Below are 17423 nucleotides of genomic sequence, written 5' to 3' on the forward strand. Positions count from 1 at the left end.
AGCCACAGCGGCGTGCGCAGCGGATTGCCGCGCGGCGGCGGCGTGGCGGCGGCCTTCCTGGCCTGGCGTTTATAGACTTTTTCCGGCGCGGCGGCGGCCTGTTCGCCGTCGCCGCTGCCCAGCATGGAACCGAGAGGGAAACTCATGCCGCCATTGTGGCGCAGGATTAGAGGCGCCCCGCCGCCTCGAACGGCCGCTTACTCAATCGTGCGCCAGGCGTTCCTTGATGACGACCGAGCCGTTCTCCAGCGTCTCGATGACGCCCTTGTCCTCCAGGTCCTTCATCACCCGGCTGACCATCTCGCGCGAGGCGCCGACCACCTTGGCCATGTCCTGGCGGGAGACCTTGCCGCGAATGATCTTCAGACCCTTCTCTTCCTCGGCCATGTCGAGCAGGGTGCGGGCGACGCGGCCATAGACGTCCAGCAAGGCCAGCGATTCGATCTGGCGGTCGGCATTGCGCAGGCGCGCGACCAGGCCGCGCAGGATCGCGTAAGAGAGGCTGGAACTTTCCGGCAGGCAGCGCGCAAACTCGTTGCGGCCCAGCACCAGCATATCGGTCTGCACCTCGGCGCGCACGGTGGCCGAATGCGGCTCGTTGTCGATCAGGCTCATCTCGCCGACATAGTCGCCCGGCTGCAGCACCGCCAGGATGACCTCGCGGCCGCGGGTGTCGGCGGTCAGCACGCGGGCGCGACCGTTGAGCAGGATGAACAGCGCGTTCGACTTGGTGCCCTGCTCGACGATCAGTTCACCGCGCTTGAAACGGCGCTTGACGACGCTGTCGGCAATGGACTGCGCCTGATCGGTGGTGAGCAGGGAGAACAAGGGCACCCTGCGGATCAGGTCCAGATTGGACAACATCGCCATGAACGGCCTCCTGTGACTGTGGTTTGTTGAAAGCAGGCCGGCATGGTGACCGGGCTTGCCTAGAATGCGACCCATTGTGCCAACTCGATCACGCTTTCACATAGGGTATAGGCCGTATAAAGCCGGCCAATCGCAGCGTTGAGAACCTTGTGCGCCGCACCCACAACCCCATATAAACCCGATGAGCCAAACCACCCAACACCATCCGCTGCTGATCCTCGGCTCCGGCCCGGCCGGCTACACCGCCGCGATCTATGCCGCCCGAGCCAATCTGAAGCCGACCCTCTTGACCGGCATGGCCCAGGGTGGCCAGCTGATGACGACGACCGAGGTCGACAACTGGCCCGCCGACGTGATGGGCGTGCAAGGCCCCGAGCTGATGCAGCGCTTCCAGGAGCATGCGGAGCGCTTCAAGACGCAGATCGTCTTCGACCACATCAACGAGACCGACCTCAGCAAGCGCCCGTTCACGCTGAAGGGCGATAGCGGGACTTATACCTGCGACGCGCTGATCATCGCGACCGGCGCCTCGGCCAAATACCTGGGCCTGCCCTCGGAAGAAAGCTTCATGGGCCGCGGCGTCAGCGGCTGCGCGACCTGCGACGGCTTCTTCTACCGCGAGCAGGAGGTCTGCGTGGTCGGCGGTGGCAACACCGCCGTCGAAGAAGCGCTGTACCTGTCCAATATCGCCAGCAAGGTCCACGTGATCCACCGCCGCGACAAGTTCCGCGCCGAGCCCATCCTGATCGACAAGCTGATGGAAAAGGCGGCCAGCGGCAAGATCGAGCTGCATCTGTTCAACACCCTGGACGAGGTGCTGGGCGACCAGAGCGGCGTGACCGGCGTGCGCATCAAGAGCACCAGCGACGGCGCGACCAAGGAGATCAAGCTGCAGGGCTGCTTCATCGCGATCGGCCATCAGCCCAACACCGACATCTTCAAGGGCCAGTTGGAGATGAAGGACGGCTACATCATCACCAAGAGTGGTCTGGCCGGCTTCGCGACCATGACCAGCGTGCCCGGCGTGTTCGCCGCCGGCGACGTGCAGGACCATGTCTACCGCCAGGCCATCACCAGCGCCGGCACCGGCTGCATGGCCGCGCTGGACGCACAGCGCTTCCTCGAGCAGGAGAACGGCTGAGCATCGCTGCGCCGAGCGCATGCCTTGCCGACACGGGCCGCCCTGGCGGCCTTTGTCATTTGTGGCTATAATCGTCGGCTTGCTCGCTGGATGGACCGCGCCCGATAAGGTCGTTCGCAAGGACGGCTGGGTTTGGCGAGCATAAAGCGGTCATGTGGATGCCCCCCGGCAATGCGAATGGGGCAGCTGGTCAGCAATCAAACCGGAGAAGCGTCATGGCACGCGTCTGTCAAGTCACGGGCAAGAAGCCCATGGTGGGAAACAATGTCTCCCACGCCAACAACAAAACCAAGCGTCGTTTCCTGCCGAATCTGCAGTACCGCCGTTTCTGGGTGGAAAGCGAGAACCGCTGGGTCCGCCTGCGTATCAGCAACGCTGCTCTGCGTTTGATCGACAAGGTCGGCATCGACCAGGTCGTCGCCGATCTGCGCGCCAAGGGCGAGCTGTAATCCACCGTCCACAGTAATCAAGGAGCATCACCATGGCATCCAAAGGCGGACGCGAAAAGATCAAGCTGGAATCCACTGCGGGCACCGGCCACTTCTACACCACGAACAAGAACAAGAAGACGACGCCCGAAAAGCTCGAATTCATGAAGTTCGACCCCAAGGCCCGCAAGCATGTGCTGTACAAGGAAACCAAGCTGAAGTGATTCGGCTCGGCCTCCAGGCCCGATAAAAAACCCGCCAGCGCGAGCCGGCGGGTTTTTTTATGCCCTGCCCCGGGCGGGAGCGACTACTTGCCCGCCGCAGTGACCGGCGAGAACTCGCTGTAGAACCACTGGTCGATCATCCGCTTCTCGTAGCGGATCGGGTCGGTGTCGAAGTAGCGGTTGATATGGTGCAGATAGTCCAGGTCGCTGAGCCGCGATTCGCCGCGCCGCAGTTCCTGGCCCTCACGGCTCAGCACATAGCGCAGGCTCATCGCCGGTCGGCCGACCGGACCGGCGATGCGCAGCATCTCCGCGCGCGCGCCGGCCGGCCACACATTGCCGGCTAGGTCGATGTCGGTGACCTCGATCGCCAAGTCCAGCCCGGGCAGCATTGCCTCGCCGCGCTGCTTCAGATGCGTCTCAATCAGCTTCATTGTGCGGTCGCGATCGCGCTCCACCTCGCCGGCGTCGATGAAGCGCTCCGGCGCAATGAAACGCACCTGCACCGCCGCCAGCGCCGCGCTCGCGCCGAAGAAGAGCGCCAGCGACACGACCGTCCATTTCGTCGTCCTGCTCATCGTCGCCTCCATTGGCAGTGGCCGATTGATGCAGTCTAGTCCCTGGCCAAAAAAAAGACGCCCGCGAGGGCGTCTTTGATCGGGCTGCGTCCGTCGCTCAGATGCGGGCGGCGCGCAGGCCCATCGAGAAATTGCGCAGCTCGGCGATGCCGCTTTCCTCGGCGCGGCGGCACCAGGCCTGCAGATCGCTGACCAGCTGCTCGGCCGAAACATTGGTGCGCGTCCAGAGCTGGCGCAGCTCTTCGCGCATGGTCACCAGCTTGTCCAGCACCGGGCTGGCGGCGCGCACGCCTGCCAGCTCGCCGTGCAGGTCCTGCGGGATCTTGTCGGCATCGCGGTGCAGCCAGCGCTTGGCCAGCTTGAACTGGGCCAGCTTGGGGCTGTGCGCCGCACCCTCGGCCTTCAGCCGGGTCAGCTCGGCCGCGCAGGCCGCCTTCAGGCCGCGGCCATAGCTGGCCATCACCTCGTAGCGGTTGGCGATGATGGCTTCCAGCGTGTCCTTGTCGGCCGGCTTGATCTCGCCCTGGCGCAGCTTGGGCGCGGTCTTGCGGACCTTGGCCCAGCCGATCATCTCCATGGCGCGGATATAACCCCAGCCGATATCGAACTCATAGGGCTTGACCGAGAACTTGGCCGAGGTCGGATAGGTGTGGTGGTTGTTGTGCAACTCCTCGCCGCCGATGATGATGCCCCAGGGCGAGATATTGGTCGACGCGTCGGCCGCCTCGAAATTGCGGTAGCCCCAGAAATGGCCGATGCCGTTGACCACGCCGGCGGCCCAGATCGGGATCCAGGCCATCTGCAGCGCCCAGATCGAGGCGCCGATCGCGCCGAACAGGGCCATATTGATGATCAGCATCAGGCCGACGCCCTGCCAGCTGTAGCGGGTGTAGAGATTGCGCTCGATCCAGTCGTTCGGCACGCCGTGGCTGTACTTGGCCAGCGTCTCCTGGTTCTTGGCCTCGTGGCGGTACAGCTCGGCGCCCTCGCGCAGCACTTTCTTCAGGCCGCGCGTCTGCGGGCTGTGCGGGTCTTCCTCGGTCTCGCACTTGGCGTGGTGCTTGCGGTGGATGGCGACCCATTCCTTGGTCACCATGCCGGTGGTCAGCCACAGCCAGAAGCGGAAGAAATGCGAGGGGATGGGGCCCAGATCCAATGCCCGGTGCGCCTGCGCGCGGTGCAGGAAGATCGTCACCGCGGCGATCGTGATATGCGTCACCACCAGCGCGTAGACCACGACTTGCCAGGCGCTGGCATCAAGCAGGCCGAAGCCCAGCCATTGCACCAGGGCGTCATGTACGGTCATCAAGAAGTCCATTCGTTCCTTCGCCGCCCCGACATCAGGGCACCAGATTGGTAAAAAGCAAGCCGATTGTAGTTGACCGCCCCTAAATCGCCGAGGGCGTATATCTCAGCGGGGCTTGCGCTGCATCAGTCTTTTGCGCTTTTTCGCCGTTTTCGTGACAAGTTGACCGGCTTTGGCCCCAGGATCGTTGGCGAAGCGCCGCAAACCCCTATTTTTTTCTAGCGCTTCCTCTCCCACACGGCGGCAAAGAAGCCATCCGTCTGGTGCCGGTGCGGCCACAGCCGCAGATAGCCGTTCTCGACCAGGCCGCCGGCCTGCGCCACATGGGCCTTGTCCAGCGCCTCCCCGGCCGGCAGCGGCACAAAATCGGGATGGGCGGCGCCGAAGGCCTCGGCGATCGCCTCGTTCTCGGCGTCCAGCAGGCTGCAGGTCGCATAGACCAGGCGGCCGCCCGGCTTCAAGAGCCGCGCGGCGCTGGCCAGGATCGCACCCTGCTTGGCCTGCAGTTCTGCGATCGCCTGCGGCGTCTGGCGCCATTTCAGGTCCGGGTTGCGGCGCAGGGTACCCAGGCCCGAGCAAGGCGCGTCGACTAGCACGCGGTCGATCTTGCCGGCCAGCCGCTTGATGCGCTCGTCGCGCTCATGGGCGATCTGGCTCGGGTAGATATTGGACAGACCGCTGCGCGCCAGCCGCGGCTTCAGCGCCGCCAGCCGGTGGCCGGACACGTCGAAGGCATAAAGCCGGCCGGTATTGCGCATCGCCGCACCCAGCGCCAGGGTCTTGCCGCCGGCGCCGGCGCAGAAGTCGACGACCATCTCGCCGCGCTTGGCGTCCAGCAGCAGGGCCAGCAGTTGGCTGCCCTCGTCCTGCACCTCAACGCCCCCGCCGGTGAAGAGTTCCAGCTTGTTCAGCGCCGGCTTGCCCTGGATGCGCAGGCCCCAGGGCGAGTAAGGCGTCGCCTCGGCTGCAATGCCGGCCGTCTTCAGCGTCGCCAGCGCGTCCTCGCGCTTGGTCTTCAAGGTATTGACGCGCAGATCGAGCGGGGCCGCCTCGTTCATGCTGGCCGCCAGCGCCCGGAACTGCTCGTCGCCCAGGCGAGCGAGCAGCGGCTCGGCCAGCCATTCGGGCAGGTTGTGATGCAGATGGGCGGGCAGCGCCGACTTGTCCAGCGCCTGCACCTGGTCCAGCCATTGCTGCTCGGCCGGGCTAAGGGCGCCGCGCAGAAAACCGGCATTGCCCTGCCAGCCCAGGATGGCCAGACGCCGCTCCGCCGGTCCGCTGCCCGACTGGGCCAGATGGCGCAAGAGCGGGCGCTGGCGCAGCACCGCGTAGGTCGTTTCGGCCAGCGCGTGGCGTTCGCGCTGACCCAGGTTCTTGTTCTTGCGGAAAAAGGCCGACACGATGGCGTCGGCCGGGGAGTCGAGCCGCAGCACGTCGCGCAGCAGCTCGGCCGTCATGTCGAGAAGGGCATTAGGATGCATGGCCTCGATTATCCCCGGCCCGCCGCCGTTGCCGCGCCCGATGAATTCCGATCTGCCCCCGCTGCCCCAGCTGGCCACCGGCCGCTACCGCCATTACAAGGGCGGCGACTACGAGGTGATCGGCGTCGCCCGCCACAGCGAGACACTGGAGCCCTTGGTCGTCTACCGGCCGCTGTACCAGGACTCGGGCCTCTGGATCCGGCCCTACGAAATGTTCTGCGGCAGCCTGGAAGTCGACGGCCGCCTCGTGCGGCGCTTCAGCCCGCTGCCATGAGCCGGGCGCCGGCCGCGCTGAACTGGCTGCGGCTGCGTCCGCGCCTGAGTTCGGCCATCGTCGCCGGCCTGCTGCTGGGCCTGCTGTGGCCGGCCGCCATGCCGGTGCTGACGCGCTGCCTGATCGGCTGGACCGGCGGCGTCTGGCTCTATCTGCTCCTGGCCCTGCACATGATGCTGCGGGCCGACCATGCGCATCTGCAGCGCAATGCCAAGGCCCAGGCCGACAGCATCGGCGCGGTGCTGCTGCTGGCGATCGCCGGCGCCATCGCCAGCCTGGGCGCGATCGCGCTCGAACTGGCGCAGCTGCGGCCCGGGCTGGCGGCGGCCGCCTGGCCGCATCTGCTGCTGGCGATCGCGACGGTCAGCGGCTCCTGGCTGCTGCTGCCGGTCGAGTTCGCGCTGGCCTATGCGAGCCTCTACCACCGCGGCAAGGACACGCCGCATGGGCTCGAGTTCCCCGGCGACGAGGCCGACCCGGACTATATGGACTTCATGTATTTCTCGGTCACCATCGCGGCGACCTCGCAGACCTCGGACGTGGCCGTCAGCGCGCGGCCGATGCGTCGGCTGGTGCTGCTGCACGCGGCGCTGTCCTTCGTCTTCAATACCAGCGTGCTGGCGTTGACGATCAATCTGCTGGCCGGCCTGTTCAGCTGAACTGCTGGGCCACGCCAGCGGTCTGCAGAACCCGGCCGTTCTCGATGCGCAACTGGCCGTCGATGAACCAGCGCACCGCGCGCGGATACATCAGGTGCTCCTGCTGCAGCACGCGGGCGGCCAGCGTCTGCTCGTCGTCGCCGTCCAGCACCGGCACCACCGCCTGCGCGACGATGGCGCCATGGTCCAGTTCGGCGGTGACGAAGTGCACCGTCGCGCCGGCAAATTTGCAGCCGAAGTCCAGCGCCGCCTGGTGCGTGTGCAGGCCCGGGAAGGCCGGCAGCAGCGAGGGATGGATGTTCAGCATGCGGCCGGCGTAATGTGCGGTGAAGCCGGGGGTCAGGATGCGCATGAAGCCGGCCAGCACGACCAGATCGGGCGCATGGGCGTCGATCGCGCGCTGCAGTTCGGTGTCGAAGGCCTCGCGCGTGTCGAAGGCCTTGTGATCGACGACGGCGGTCGCGATGCCATGCTGTTCGGCAAAGCCCAGGCCGGCGGCGCCGGGCCGGTTGCTGATCACGGCGGCGATGCGGGCGTTCCAGCCCTCGGCCGCGCAAGCCTTGACGATGGCCTCCATATTGGAGCCGCGCCCCGAGATCAAGATCACGATATTCTTCATGGCTTCTTCGCTTTGTCTTCGCTGGCTCCGGCTGGGACAGCGATTGAGGGACCCTGGCCAACGCTGACGCGAAGAAGCCTAATCATCCGGCGGCAGTGTAACAATGCCCCTCCCGATGAATACCGAAGCAGTCCCCTCCCCCCGCGCCCGCGTCGTCTCCGGCATGCGCCCGACCGGCGCCCTGCACCTGGGCCATTACCACGGCGCCTTGAAGAACTGGCTGCGGCTGCAGGCCACGCACGACTGCTTCTTCTTCGTCGCCGACTGGCATGCGCTGACGACGCACTACGAGCAGCGCGAGGACCTCGAGAAGAATGTTTACGACATGGTCGTCGACTGGCTGGCCGCCGGCATCGATCCGGAGCGGGTGACCCTGTTCATCCAGAGCCGCATGCCCGAGCATGCCGAGCTGTTCGCGCTGCTGGCGATGAGCACGCCGACCTCCTGGCTCGAACGCATCCCCAGCTACAAGGACCAGATCGACAAGAACCGCGAGCTCGCGACCTACGGCTTCCTCGGCTATCCGCTGCTGCAGGCGGCCGATATCCTGATCTACAAGGCCGCCCAGGTGCCGGTCGGCGAGGATCAGGCCGCCCATGTCGAGGTCACGCGCGAGGTGGCACGCCGCTTCAACCGCGTCTACGAGCGCCCGGTCTTTCCGGAGCCGCAGGCGCTGCTGACCGAGACCGCCCGCCTGCCCGGCCTGGACGGCCACAAGATGAGCAAGAGCGCCGGCAATGCGGTCGCGATGCGCGATGCGCCCGAGGTGGTCGAGCAGAAGATCCGCACGATGCCCACCGACCCGCAGCGCGTGCGCCGCGTCGATGCCGGCGACCCGGCGCGCTGCCCGGTCTGGCCGCTGCACCGGCTCTATACCGACGAGGCCACGCGCGCCGGTCTGGAGCAGAGCTGCAGGAGTGCCGGCATCGGCTGCCTGGACTGCAAGCAGCCGCTGATCGAGGCGATCCAGCGCGAGCAGGCGCCCTGGCGCGAGCGGGCCGATGACTACCTGGCCAATCCCAAGCAGGTGCACTGGATCCTCGAGCTGGGCACCGAGCGCGCCCGCGCGGTGGCGCGCAAGACCCTGCGCGAGGTGCGCGCCGCGATCGGCCTGAACTACTGAAACGATGCGCCCCCACGTTCACTTCGTTCACTGCCCCCCGAGGGGGCCCTCAGCGCCCTTGGTGCGGCCGGGCGGGCGCTGATGGCCGCCATTCACATCACCGATATCGAGACCGCGATCAACTGGTGGCGCGAGCGCCGGCCCTCGGCCGACGGCATCAGCGCCTGCGCCGAGGTGCGCGCGCTGGCGGAGGTCTATGCGCTGATGGTCTATTACCGCGAGCTCGAGTGCGACGAGGACACGATGCCGGCCGCGGCCAAGGAGGCCTGGCTCGCCTGGTACGACAGCACGCCCGACGCGCCCTGCATCGCGATCTGCTCGACCAGCCAGGGCGACGATATCTGCAAGGGCTGCGGCCGGACCTTCGACGAGGTGCAGAACTGGCCGGTGATGACGCCGGCCGAGAAGCGCATCACCTGGCACCGCATCTCAATCGAGGCGACCGCCTGGCGCTTCAACCGCTACGCCGAGCGCGCGCGCGAGTTCAACGGCATCGACCATCCGCAGAACGGTCCCCGAGCCGGGGGCAGGACTTGACGGCCGGCCATCTCGACAGCCTGCGCCGCATCGCGCCGCTGGCCTGGCCGGTCTTCGTCGGCCAGCTGGCGGTGCTGGCCTTCAGCACGATAGACACGATGCTGATCGCGCGCCACTCGGCCACCGACCTGGCCGCGCTGGCCGTCGGCGCGGCGATCTACATGACCGTCTTCATCGGCCTGATGGGCGTGATGCTGGCGATCTCGCCCATCGTCGGCCAGCTCTATGGTGCCGGCAAGCTGGAAGCCGCCGGCGACCAGCTGCACCAGTCGGTCTGGCTGGGCCTGGCGCTGATGCTGATCGGCGAGGCGTTGCTGCTCTTCCCCGAGCCCTTCCTGGCGCTGTCGCGCACCGCGCCCGAGGTCGAGAGCAAGGTGCGCGGCTATCTGCTGGCGCTGGCCTGCAGCCTGCCGGCCTCGCTGCTGTTCACCGCCTACCGCGGCTTCAACACGGCGGTGTCGCGGCCCAAGATGGTGATGGCGCTGCAGATCGGCGGCCTGGCGCTGAAGGTGCCGCTGACCCTGCTGCTGATCCGCGGCGCGGCGCCGCTGAACCTGCCCGCGCTGGGTGCCGTCGGCTGCGGCATCTCGACGGCCATCGTCATGTGGGCGCAGACCCTGATCGCCTTCGCCCTGCTGCGCCGCGACCCCTTCTATGCCCGCTTTGGCCTGCAGCGCGGCGGTCTGCATGCGCCGCGGCCGGCCGCGCTGCGCGCCTTCCTGCGCCTGGGCCTGCCGATGGGTGCCTCGATCCTGGTCGAGGTCACCGGCTTCACCTTCATGGCGATCTTCATCGCCCGCATCGGCGCCACCGCCGTCGCCGGCCACCAGCTGGCGGCCAATCTGGTCACCCTGCTCTTCATGGCGCCGCTGTCGCTGGCGAATGCCACCGGCACCCTGGTCGCGCAGCGCGTCGGCGCACACGACGCGGCCGATGCGCGCCGCATCGGCTGGCATGGCTTGGAGATTGCCGTGCTCATCGCGGCGCTGCTGGGCGCCCTGGTCTTCCTGGCGCGCGAGCAGGTGCTGCGCCTGTACACGCAGGACCCGGTCATCGTCGCCGCCGCGCTGCCGCTGCTGCTCTGGGTCGGCGCCTTCCATATCGGCGACGCGGCGCAGACGATGGCGGCGCAGATCCTGCGCGCCCACCACATCGCCACCGCGCCGCTGATCATCTACGCGCTGGCGATCTGGGGCGTCGGCATCGGCGGCGGCTATTTCCTCGCCTTCTCACAGGCGGCCTGGCTGCCGGCCTCGCTGCGTGGGCCGGCGGGCTTCTGGTCGGCCGCCACGGCCGGCCTGATCCTGGCGGCGCTCGGCCTCAGCGCCTTCCTGGCCTGGGTCCACAAGCAGGAAGCCCAGGCCTAGCGTCTGTCGGCCTTAAGCGGTCGGCAGGCTGAACACGAACACGCTGCCGCCCCCTTCGCGCCCCTCGCAGCGCACCTCGCCGCCATGACGCTGGGCGATCTGCTTGACCAGGGAGAGGCCCAGGCCGACGCCGCCGGCCTGTTCAGCATGGCCGGGCAGGCGGTAGAAGGCCTCGAAGATGCGCTCGCGCAGCGCCTCGGGCACACCGGGGCCGCGATCGCAGACGCGCAGCTGGGCACGGGGGCCCTCGCGGCGCAGTTCCAGCAGCACTTGCGGGCCGCCGTAGCGGCGCGCGTTCTCGAGCAGATTGCGCAGCGCGCGACGCAGCAATCGCTCCTCGCCCTGCACCTTCAGCTCGACCAGGCCCTCGGCCGGCTCGAAGGCGGCGCCGGCACGCGCGGCCTCCTCGGCGGCCAGGCCGATCAGCTCAACCGGCTCGCGCACCGGCTGCTGGCTGCCGGCCTCGAGCCGGCTGGCCAGCAGCACCTCCTCGACCAGCGCATCGAGCTCGGCGATATTGGTGTTGATCTCGGCCGCCAGCCGCGGCCGCGTCGCCGGGCCGGCCTCGTCCAGCATCGCAAACGCCATCTTCAGCCGCGCCAGCGGCGAACGCAGCTCATGGCTGGCGTTGGCCAGCAGATCGCGATGCGACTGCAGCAGCGACTCGATCTGCGCCGCCGCGCGGTTGAAGCTGCCGGCCAGCGCGGCCACCTCGTCGCGGCCGCTGTCGTCGACCCGGTGCGAGAGATTGCCGGCGCCGAAGCGCTCGACCCCGCTCTTCAGTGCCTCCAGCCGGCGCGTCAGCCGACGCACGACCGGATAGGCACCGGCCGCGACGCCGAAGAACAGCAGCACCAGCACGACCAGCAGCGCCTCGCCGCCCGGCCGGTGGCCCAGCATCGGCCAGGCGCCCCAGGGCGCATCGTCGCGACGCGGCGGCATCATCATGCGCCCGCCATGCTCGCCGGGCGCACCCGGTCCGGAGCCCATTCCCGGTCCACCGGGCCCACCCGGGCCGCCCTGGGCGCCAAAGCCCACCGGCGGCCGCCAGCCGCGGATCAGCTGCAGCGTGCGCCCGTCCTCCAGCGGCACCTGCACCATGCGCAGGCCCGGCTCCTCGGCGCGGCGCTCGAACAGCTCGCTGGCGGCGATGCGCTGGCCCTTGGCATCGTTCAGCGCCATCGCCATGCGCAGGCGCTGGCCCCATTCCTGCAGCGCCTCGGCCTGCTGCTCGCGCGGCGCATCGGCCGGCGGCAGCGCTCGATGGACCAGGGTCGCGATCGCCGTCAGCCGCTCGCCGGCCGCTGCATCGGCATTGCCGCGCTCCTGCTCGATCTGGCGCTGGAAGATCCAGGCCGAGCCGAAGGCAAAGGCCAGCAGCACGGCCACCAGCGTCAGATAGATGCGCAGGTAAAGGGATTTCAAGGGGAATCAGGCTTCGGCGTCTTGTTTTCTCGCGAAGACGTAGCCGACGCCGCGTACGGTCAGCACGCGGCGCGGATTCTTGGCATCGTCCTCGATGACGGCGCGGATGCGCGAGATGTGCACGTCGATCGAGCGATCGAAGGCATCCAGCGGGTGGCCCTTCAGCGCGTCCATGATCTGGTCGCGCGACAGCACCCGGCCCGGGCTCTGCGCCAGCACCACCAGCAGGTCGAACTGGTGGCTGGTCAGGTCGCAGGCCTTGCCGTCCAGCCGCGCCAGCCGCGCCGCCAGGTCGATCTCGAGCCGGCCGAAGCGCAGCACGTCGTCGCCGTCCGCCTGCGGTTCCAGCCGGCGCAGCAGCGCCTTGATGCGGGCCTGCAGCTCGCGCGGCTCGAAGGGCTTGGGCAGGTAGTCGTCGGCGCCGAGCTCGAGGCCGAGGATGCGGTCCATCGGCTCGCCGCGCGCCGACAGCATCAGCACCGGCAGGCGCCGCGACGCCGCCTCGCTGCGCAGCTCGCGGCAGAAGTCCAGACCGTCGCCGTCGGGCAGCATCAGGTCCAGCACCAGCAGCTCGAAGCTGCCGGCCGCCAGCGCCTCGCGGCCGGCGGCCAGCGAGCCGGCCACCGTCACCTCGAAGCCGGCGTTGTTGAGGTAGTCGCTCAGCATCGCCGTCAGGCGGGTGTCATCGTCGATCAGCAGCAGTCGGGCACTCATGGCGGCAGGATGGGGGGGCCGGGTCGCGCTGCGGCGCGACCGGCTCGATTCGCTCAATGAAGATTGAAGCATAGGGCAAGCCGGTTTCTGTGTAGGAAGGGACCGCTCAGTTGCTCGGCTTGCTGGCCGCGCGCTCGCGCATGTGTTCGGCCATGCGCGCCTGGCGCTTCTTCATCTTCTCGGCCAGGGTGGCGCGCTGCTGCGGCGTCAGCACGCGGGCCGCCTCGACCATCGCCTGCGTCATCCGCTTGCCGACCTGCTCGTGCAGCGCCTGGGTCTGCTGGCGCAGGCTCTCGAAGGCATTGGCATCGATCGTCGGCGCCGCGAACAACGCCAGGCCCTGCTCATGCAGCTTGCGGCCGGCTTCGCGCTGCGGCTGCAGGTCCTTGCGGGCCGCCTGCATGATCTGGCGGATCTGCGCGCGCTGCGCATCGCTGGCGTCCACGTCGTCGAGCAGATGCTCGATGCGGCCGCCGTCGAACAGGCCCGGGCCGCCGGGGCCGCCGCGCATAGGGTGATGGTCCTGGGCCTGGGCGGCAAAGCCGCTCAATGCCAGCGCCGAGGCAATCGCGCCGGTCTTCAAAACATCGATCAGATTCAGCTTGGACATCTGGGATCTCCTTGTCGAGAACAATTTCTCGATGGCTGAATCTTCGATCCGATGCGTAAGCCCGCTATGCCGAGCGCGTAAAGATCTGTGAAGCGGCCGGGACGGCTGCTAGGAGTCGGCGCGGAACAGCTCGTCCGGCGTGGCCGGCTCGATCAGATGCGGCATGCGGGTCGGCCGCTCGCGGCTGGTGTAGAGATGCAGGGCCGGCAGCGGCGGCGGCCGCAGCCGGGCCAGTCGCTTGCCCAGCTCGTCCTGCCTGCCGGCATTGGCGGCGCCGGACTCCCAGACGATGCGCAGCGGCCCGGGCAGTAGCGGGGAGTCGCTCAGCAGGTTCAGCGAGCGGGCCACGATGCCGTCCTTCACCTCCAGCGTCCGGTCCGTCATCAGGCTCAGCAATCGCTGCGCCGACTCGGGCGTGGCCACCAGCACCATGCCCTGCTGCGGCGCCTGCAGCCAGCGCTCGGTCCAGGAATTGCGCGCCGAGGCGATCACCAGCGCGGCGACATTGCGTCCGCCGGCATGCTGCATCAGGCCCTCCGACTGCAGGCGTTCACGCATATCGACCGGCGGCTTGAGCGGCGGCGCGATCGCCGCCAGCAGTTCCAGCCAGAAGCCCTGCCAGGCCTGGTCGAGGGCCGGCATGCCGAGCTTGTGCAGCGCATAGGCGGCCAACCAGGGCGGCTCCCCGGGCCGCTGCTCGGCCAGCAGGCATTGGGTCCAGCGGCCCAGGCTCATCGCGCCGAACTGCAGGTCCAGCAGCAGCGCCGGACCGATCTGCGCCGTCGCACACAGCAGCTCGTTGGCATCGGCCAGCGCCTCCTGGTCGCCCAGCAGATGCGCGCGCAGGCGCGCCTCGGCATTCGTCCAGGCCAGCGCCACGACCCGGGTCTCGCGGCCGCTGCGCGCCTGCTGCGCCAGCCTGACCGCCTGCTCGCACAAGGCCTGCAGGCCGCTGGCGGCCTCCCAGTTGCTGGGCAGTTCCTCGCCATCGCGGCCCGGCAGCGCCGATACGCTGGCATCGCCGGCCAGCTGCTGCAGCTTCAGCGCACCGAGCGCCTCGTTCAGCTCGTCGATCAGCAGCAGCAGCCGTCGCTCGACCTCGCCCACATTGACGCGGCCGAAGGCCAGGCCGCGCGCCAACACCGCCGTGCCATGGCGGCTGGCCTGCGCCAGCGCCGCCTGCCCGGCGAAGCCGCCGATCGCGCTGCCGCACAGCAGGGCCAGGAAAATGCTGCGAACCGTCTCCGCCTGGCGCAGGACGGCAACGAACTCGGCCAGCGTCGAGGCGTCCTGCAGCAGGCTCTCGACATTGCCGACATTGCCCGCTGCCTCGCGCAGGCTGCGCATCGCCCGCTCGACCTGAGGCCAGGCCGGCACCGAGGGCAGGATGTTCAACGAGGCTAGATGGGAGAAGGCACGGCCGGCCGCCGGCTTGGCATCGCCGGCCGGCGCCAGCACCGTCCACAGCAGCTTCTCGATGCCCTCGACGAAATCCAACGCCTCGGACGCCGCCGCGGCGATGTCCGCCGGATTCTGCTCGGCGACATCGATGGCGCCCGGCGCCGTCGCCAGCAGGCGCCCGGCCGGGTCGTACTGCCAGCTGTACTGATAGCGCCGTCCCTCGACGGGGCGCAGCAGCGCGCGCGTGCCGGCCTCGGGCGCCTCCAGCCACAGCGCGTCGAGCACCCATTGCCTCTGCTCGCTCCATTGCGGCTGGAACTCCAGCCAGGCGGCCTTGATGCCGTCCAGCGCCGACACGGCCAGCGTCAGCTTGCTCGCGATGTCGCGGGCGACACCGATCAGCGCATCGATCTGCGAATGCTCGCCGGCCGCCGCATCGTCCGCATCGAGCGACCAGCGGTTCTTGATCGGCGGCTCCGCGCACTGGCGCAGATAGGCGGCGAACTCCGCCTTGGCGCCATTGGACAGGTCCAGCGTCACGCGGCCGCCCTGCTTGCGCCATTGCCGGGAGACGTAATAGGCGGCATCGAACAGGGCCGGGCCATGCTCGGGCCAGCGCTCGCGCCAGGCCTTGACCGTCGGATCGGCCAGCGCCCACTCGATCATGAACTGCAGGGTCAGGTGGATGCGCGAGCTCTGGCCCCGCAGCAAATGCGGATCGAGCGTGAGCTCGTCATCGGGCCCGCGATAGGACTCCACCAGCCGGTTCAGCCGCAGCGGATTGAGCTCCGACTGATGCAGCAGCACCCATTTCAGCAGCTCCAGCTCGAGCGCACCCAGGCCGGCCGACGGGGTCGTCGCGCCCGCATCGGGCGGATTCATGGCTTGACCTCCAGCAGCTCGGACAAGTAGGCACGCAGCTGCGCGGGCTCGTAGTTCATCAGCACGCGGTGCGAGAAATAGGAGAAATGCCGGCCCCGCTCGTCCTCGCGCTCCTCGCGCATCAGCTGCTCGAAATGGCTGCGGTCGACCAGCAGGCAGGTGAAGGACGATTCGGTGAACAGCATCTTGAAGCGCCGCACGACCGGGCTCAGCGCCCCCCACAGCTCCTCGACCTTGTCGAGCTCGTCGACGATGAAGACCGGCGCCAGGCCGGCCTGCTTCAGCCGGTCGATCAGCAGCGGGATGACGCGGTCCAGCGTGCTGGCCGAGGTGTCGGGCATCCAGCTGCGGCCGCGCTTGGCCTCGCGGCTGCGCTTGCGCGTGCTGCTCAGCTTCAGCAGCATGGAGGCGCCCAGCGCGCTGACCAGGCCCAGCCACAGCGCCGTGCCGATATTGCCGGGCGTGGCGCTGGCGGCCGTCACGGCCGCGCCGGTACCCAGCACGGCCAGCGGCTTGACAAAGTCCGCCCCCTTGGCCTCCAGCCCGAAACTTGCCTCGCTGCTCTGCGCGCTGTTGGCATTGCGCTCGTAGCTGTCCTGCAGCTTGCCAGCGATGCGCATATAGGCCTCGTTGAGGCTGTGCAGCGCGACGATCTCCTTGAAACCCTGCTGCGGATCGCTGCTGCGCGTCGTCCCGGGATTGAACAGCAGGCCGCGATCGACCACGTCCAGATAGCGCCACAGCTCGTTCAGCCGGCCGGGCGCCAGACCCTCGGCCAGCTCGAGCTCGAAGCGCGCCGCCATCTCCAGTGGCTCGTTCAGCGGCAGGGCCGGACGGCGCACATCGGCGCTACGCGCGCAGATGCCGAAGCGCAGCACATACTCGCGCCCGGTCGCCTGGTACAGGGCCAGCAGCACCTTTTGCAGCACGCGGCTGATCGACAGCTCGTCGCCGATGCCGCTCTCGCTCTTGCCGCCGGCGGCAAGCTCGTCCAGCAGGGCCGGGCCGTTCAGATAGACCGGCAGCAGCCGCATCTTCAGCTCCTGCCCCTGTGAGGCGACGTCGCGCAACTGCGCCTCGACCATGGTGGTCTTGCCCGCCCCGCGATGGCCGGCCACCAGGAAGGAGCGGCCCTTGACCTCGCCATCGGCATAACGCCTGAGCTCATGGTGCAGCAGCGCGCCGGCCTCGGAGGGCGCCAGGATGATGGGCCGCTCGGGCACGCCCACGGGTGCGCGCAGCGACATCGGCTCGGCGCGCGAGCGGATGCGGATGCTCATGGGGCCGACGCGGCGGAGGCGGCCGCCTTGATGGGGGTCGCCACCAGCTTCGCCGTCTCCAGGCCCGGCTGCAGGCTCAGCAGCTGCAGCAGAAGCAGCAGGCCCGCGAACAGCGCCACGAGCGCCCCGATCAGCGGCATGCAGGCCGGCGCCAGCGACCAGCCGCCGCTCTCCCCGCTGAGGCCGCCCCAATGGCTGCGCAGCCAGAAGCCGGACTCTTGCGCCAGCCGGTAGCTGCGCCAGGTCAGCAGGATCGCCGCCAGCAGGAGCAGCAGGGCAACACCGAGCACCAGCAGCGGCAGCGCCGGCATGTCGGACAGGCGGGCCCAGGTGATGGGCGCGGAGCCCGCCGCACTTGCCGCAGCGGCCGAGGCAGCTACGACCTGGGCCGAGGCCGTCCCGGCCCAGCCCAGCAAAGCCCCGGTGATCCAGCGATGCCGCATCGGAAGCCCTCCCGCCGTCACCGTCGCCTCGGGCGAGGCAGCAGCAAGCGGCGCGGGCTCA

Annotated in this window: 19 protein-coding genes; 8 read left to right on the top strand and 11 right to left on the bottom strand. The window is 68.7% G+C overall.

The genetic code is table 11. The features are described from left to right. Positions 1 to 201: 201 nt before the first annotated feature. On the bottom strand, positions 202 to 870 hold the full coding sequence (locus QWJ38_RS16280; RefSeq protein WP_290360153.1) for a Crp/Fnr family transcriptional regulator: 669 nt from the start codon (positions 868 to 870) through the stop codon (positions 202 to 204). Between the two features lie 181 nt (positions 871 to 1051). Here QWJ38_RS16280 and trxB point away from each other — a divergent pair, with 181 nt between their 5' ends. From trxB to rpmG, 3 genes are all read left to right on the top strand, one after another. Beyond that, a complete protein-coding gene (trxB, locus tag QWJ38_RS16285; RefSeq protein WP_290360154.1) occupies positions 1052 to 2011 on the top strand; it encodes a thioredoxin-disulfide reductase in 960 nt (319 codons plus the stop codon). Between the two features lie 215 nt (positions 2012 to 2226). Beyond that, complete coding sequence (gene rpmB / locus QWJ38_RS16290; RefSeq protein WP_233375050.1) at positions 2227 to 2460, top strand: 50S ribosomal protein L28; 234 nt, start codon at positions 2227 to 2229, stop codon at positions 2458 to 2460. A 32-nt stretch (positions 2461 to 2492) separates the two neighbouring features. Beyond that, positions 2493 to 2663, top strand: a complete 171-nt coding sequence (rpmG, locus tag QWJ38_RS16295) for a 50S ribosomal protein L33 (RefSeq protein WP_058934741.1) — start codon at positions 2493 to 2495, stop codon at positions 2661 to 2663. An 83-nt stretch (positions 2664 to 2746) separates the two neighbouring features. Here the strand turns inward: rpmG and QWJ38_RS16300 are convergent, their stop codons facing one another. From QWJ38_RS16300 to QWJ38_RS16310, 3 genes are all read right to left on the bottom strand, one after another. Continuing rightward, positions 2747 to 3241 carry a DUF3016 domain-containing protein gene (locus tag QWJ38_RS16300; RefSeq protein WP_290360155.1) on the bottom strand — a complete coding sequence of 165 codons (495 nt, stop codon included), beginning with the start codon at positions 3239 to 3241 and terminating at the stop codon, positions 2747 to 2749. 97 nt (positions 3242 to 3338) lie between these two features. Further along, complete coding sequence (locus QWJ38_RS16305; RefSeq protein WP_434063989.1) at positions 3339 to 4547, bottom strand: DesA family fatty acid desaturase; 1209 nt, start codon at positions 4545 to 4547, stop codon at positions 3339 to 3341. A gap of 218 nt (positions 4548 to 4765) precedes the next feature. After that, positions 4766 to 6028, bottom strand: a complete 1263-nt coding sequence (locus tag QWJ38_RS16310) for an RsmB/NOP family class I SAM-dependent RNA methyltransferase (protein WP_290360157.1) — start codon at positions 6026 to 6028, stop codon at positions 4766 to 4768. Positions 6029 to 6068: 40 nt separating this feature from the next. On the opposite strand from QWJ38_RS16310, the gene QWJ38_RS16315 reads away from it, so the two are divergent. Together QWJ38_RS16315 and QWJ38_RS16320 are read left to right on the top strand one after the other, a co-directional pair. Continuing rightward, the gene (locus QWJ38_RS16315) at positions 6069 to 6302 is read left to right on the top strand and encodes a DUF1653 domain-containing protein (RefSeq protein ID WP_290360158.1); all 234 of its coding nucleotides are present in this window, start codon (positions 6069 to 6071) and stop codon (positions 6300 to 6302) included. Then, positions 6299 to 6961 (top strand): DUF1345 domain-containing protein, encoded by a 663-nt coding sequence (locus QWJ38_RS16320; RefSeq protein ID WP_290360159.1) that lies wholly within the window; start codon positions 6299 to 6301, stop codon positions 6959 to 6961. Before QWJ38_RS16315 ends, QWJ38_RS16320 begins: the two co-directional genes overlap by 4 nt. Here QWJ38_RS16320 and purN read toward each other — a convergent pair. After that, entirely contained in the window at positions 6954 to 7580 is a 627-nt protein-coding gene (purN, locus tag QWJ38_RS16325; protein ID WP_290360160.1) for a phosphoribosylglycinamide formyltransferase, read from the bottom strand. The two genes, QWJ38_RS16320 and purN, sit on opposite strands and share 8 nt — an antisense overlap. A gap of 115 nt (positions 7581 to 7695) precedes the next feature. Between purN and trpS the strand changes: the two genes are divergently transcribed. The 3 genes from trpS to QWJ38_RS16340 all read left to right on the top strand — a co-directional run bounded on the left by trpS (position 7696) and on the right by QWJ38_RS16340 (position 10607). After that, positions 7696 to 8703 (top strand): tryptophan--tRNA ligase, encoded by a 1008-nt coding sequence (trpS, locus tag QWJ38_RS16330; protein WP_290360161.1) that lies wholly within the window; start codon positions 7696 to 7698, stop codon positions 8701 to 8703. Between the two features lie 81 nt (positions 8704 to 8784). Further along, positions 8785 to 9240, top strand: coding sequence for a DUF3717 domain-containing protein (locus tag QWJ38_RS16335; protein WP_290360162.1), 456 nt, complete (start codon positions 8785 to 8787; stop codon positions 9238 to 9240). Further along, positions 9237 to 10607, top strand: a complete 1371-nt coding sequence (locus QWJ38_RS16340) for an MATE family efflux transporter (protein ID WP_290360163.1) — start codon at positions 9237 to 9239, stop codon at positions 10605 to 10607. Before QWJ38_RS16335 ends, QWJ38_RS16340 begins: the two co-directional genes overlap by 4 nt. 12 nt (positions 10608 to 10619) lie before the next feature. On the opposite strand, the gene QWJ38_RS16345 is transcribed toward QWJ38_RS16340, so the two are convergent. The 6 genes from QWJ38_RS16345 to QWJ38_RS16370 all read right to left on the bottom strand — a co-directional run bounded on the left by QWJ38_RS16345 (position 10620) and on the right by QWJ38_RS16370 (position 17362). Then, positions 10620 to 12032: a sensor histidine kinase gene (locus tag QWJ38_RS16345; protein ID WP_290360164.1), complete on the bottom strand. Its 1413-nt coding sequence runs from the start codon at positions 12030 to 12032 to the stop codon at positions 10620 to 10622. Positions 12033 to 12038: 6 nt separating this feature from the next. Next, entirely contained in the window at positions 12039 to 12746 is a 708-nt protein-coding gene (locus QWJ38_RS16350; protein WP_290360165.1) for a response regulator, read from the bottom strand. Between the two features lie 106 nt (positions 12747 to 12852). Beyond that, the gene (locus QWJ38_RS16355; protein ID WP_290360166.1) at positions 12853 to 13356 is read right to left on the bottom strand and encodes a Spy/CpxP family protein refolding chaperone; all 504 of its coding nucleotides are present in this window, start codon (positions 13354 to 13356) and stop codon (positions 12853 to 12855) included. Between the two features lie 108 nt (positions 13357 to 13464). After that, entirely contained in the window at positions 13465 to 15639 is a 2175-nt protein-coding gene (locus QWJ38_RS16360; RefSeq protein WP_290360167.1) for a hypothetical protein, read from the bottom strand. Next, positions 15636 to 16919 carry a hypothetical protein gene (locus QWJ38_RS16365; RefSeq protein WP_290360168.1) on the bottom strand — a complete coding sequence of 428 codons (1284 nt, stop codon included), beginning with the start codon at positions 16917 to 16919 and terminating at the stop codon, positions 15636 to 15638. Before QWJ38_RS16365 ends, QWJ38_RS16360 begins: the two co-directional genes overlap by 4 nt. Then, complete coding sequence (locus QWJ38_RS16370) at positions 16916 to 17362, bottom strand: hypothetical protein (protein WP_290360169.1); 447 nt, start codon at positions 17360 to 17362, stop codon at positions 16916 to 16918. The genes QWJ38_RS16365 and QWJ38_RS16370 overlap by 4 nt, the downstream gene beginning before the upstream one ends. Between the last annotated feature and the right edge of the window lie 61 nt (positions 17363 to 17423).

It is taken from the genome of Roseateles violae, from assembly GCF_030410485.1.
Taxonomy (GTDB): Bacteria; Pseudomonadota; Gammaproteobacteria; order Burkholderiales; family Burkholderiaceae_C; genus Roseateles_D; species Roseateles_D violae.

What these genes read in the sequence shown, in the direction of transcription:
- QWJ38_RS16280 (WP_290360153.1), bottom strand. Translation starts at nt 870, where the DNA reads ATGGCGATGTTGTCCAATCTGGACCTGATCCGCAGGGTGCCCTTGTTC.
- trxB (WP_290360154.1), top strand. Translation starts at nt 1,052, where the DNA reads ATGAGCCAAACCACCCAACACCATCCGCTGCTGATCCTCGGCTCCGGC.
- rpmB (WP_233375050.1), top strand. Translation starts at nt 2,227, where the DNA reads ATGGCACGCGTCTGTCAAGTCACGGGCAAGAAGCCCATGGTGGGAAAC.
- rpmG (WP_058934741.1), top strand. Translation starts at nt 2,493, where the DNA reads ATGGCATCCAAAGGCGGACGCGAAAAGATCAAGCTGGAATCCACTGCG.
- QWJ38_RS16300 (WP_290360155.1), bottom strand. Translation starts at nt 3,241, where the DNA reads ATGAGCAGGACGACGAAATGGACGGTCGTGTCGCTGGCGCTCTTCTTC.
- QWJ38_RS16305 (WP_434063989.1), bottom strand. Translation starts at nt 4,547, where the DNA reads ATGACCGTACATGACGCCCTGGTGCAATGGCTGGGCTTCGGCCTGCTT.
- QWJ38_RS16310 (WP_290360157.1), bottom strand. Translation starts at nt 6,028, where the DNA reads ATGCATCCTAATGCCCTTCTCGACATGACGGCCGAGCTGCTGCGCGAC.
- QWJ38_RS16315 (WP_290360158.1), top strand. Translation starts at nt 6,069, where the DNA reads ATGAATTCCGATCTGCCCCCGCTGCCCCAGCTGGCCACCGGCCGCTAC.
- QWJ38_RS16320 (WP_290360159.1), top strand. Translation starts at nt 6,299, where the DNA reads ATGAGCCGGGCGCCGGCCGCGCTGAACTGGCTGCGGCTGCGTCCGCGC.
- purN (WP_290360160.1), bottom strand. Translation starts at nt 7,580, where the DNA reads ATGAAGAATATCGTGATCTTGATCTCGGGGCGCGGCTCCAATATGGAG.
- trpS (WP_290360161.1), top strand. Translation starts at nt 7,696, where the DNA reads ATGAATACCGAAGCAGTCCCCTCCCCCCGCGCCCGCGTCGTCTCCGGC.
- QWJ38_RS16335 (WP_290360162.1), top strand. Translation starts at nt 8,785, where the DNA reads ATGGCCGCCATTCACATCACCGATATCGAGACCGCGATCAACTGGTGG.
- QWJ38_RS16350 (WP_290360165.1), bottom strand. Translation starts at nt 12,746, where the DNA reads ATGAGTGCCCGACTGCTGCTGATCGACGATGACACCCGCCTGACGGCG.
- QWJ38_RS16355 (WP_290360166.1), bottom strand. Translation starts at nt 13,356, where the DNA reads ATGTCCAAGCTGAATCTGATCGATGTTTTGAAGACCGGCGCGATTGCC.
- QWJ38_RS16360 (WP_290360167.1), bottom strand. Translation starts at nt 15,639, where the DNA reads ATGAATCCGCCCGATGCGGGCGCGACGACCCCGTCGGCCGGCCTGGGT.
- QWJ38_RS16365 (WP_290360168.1), bottom strand. Translation starts at nt 16,919, where the DNA reads ATGAGCATCCGCATCCGCTCGCGCGCCGAGCCGATGTCGCTGCGCGCA.
- QWJ38_RS16370 (WP_290360169.1), bottom strand. Translation starts at nt 17,362, where the DNA reads ATGCGGCATCGCTGGATCACCGGGGCTTTGCTGGGCTGGGCCGGGACG.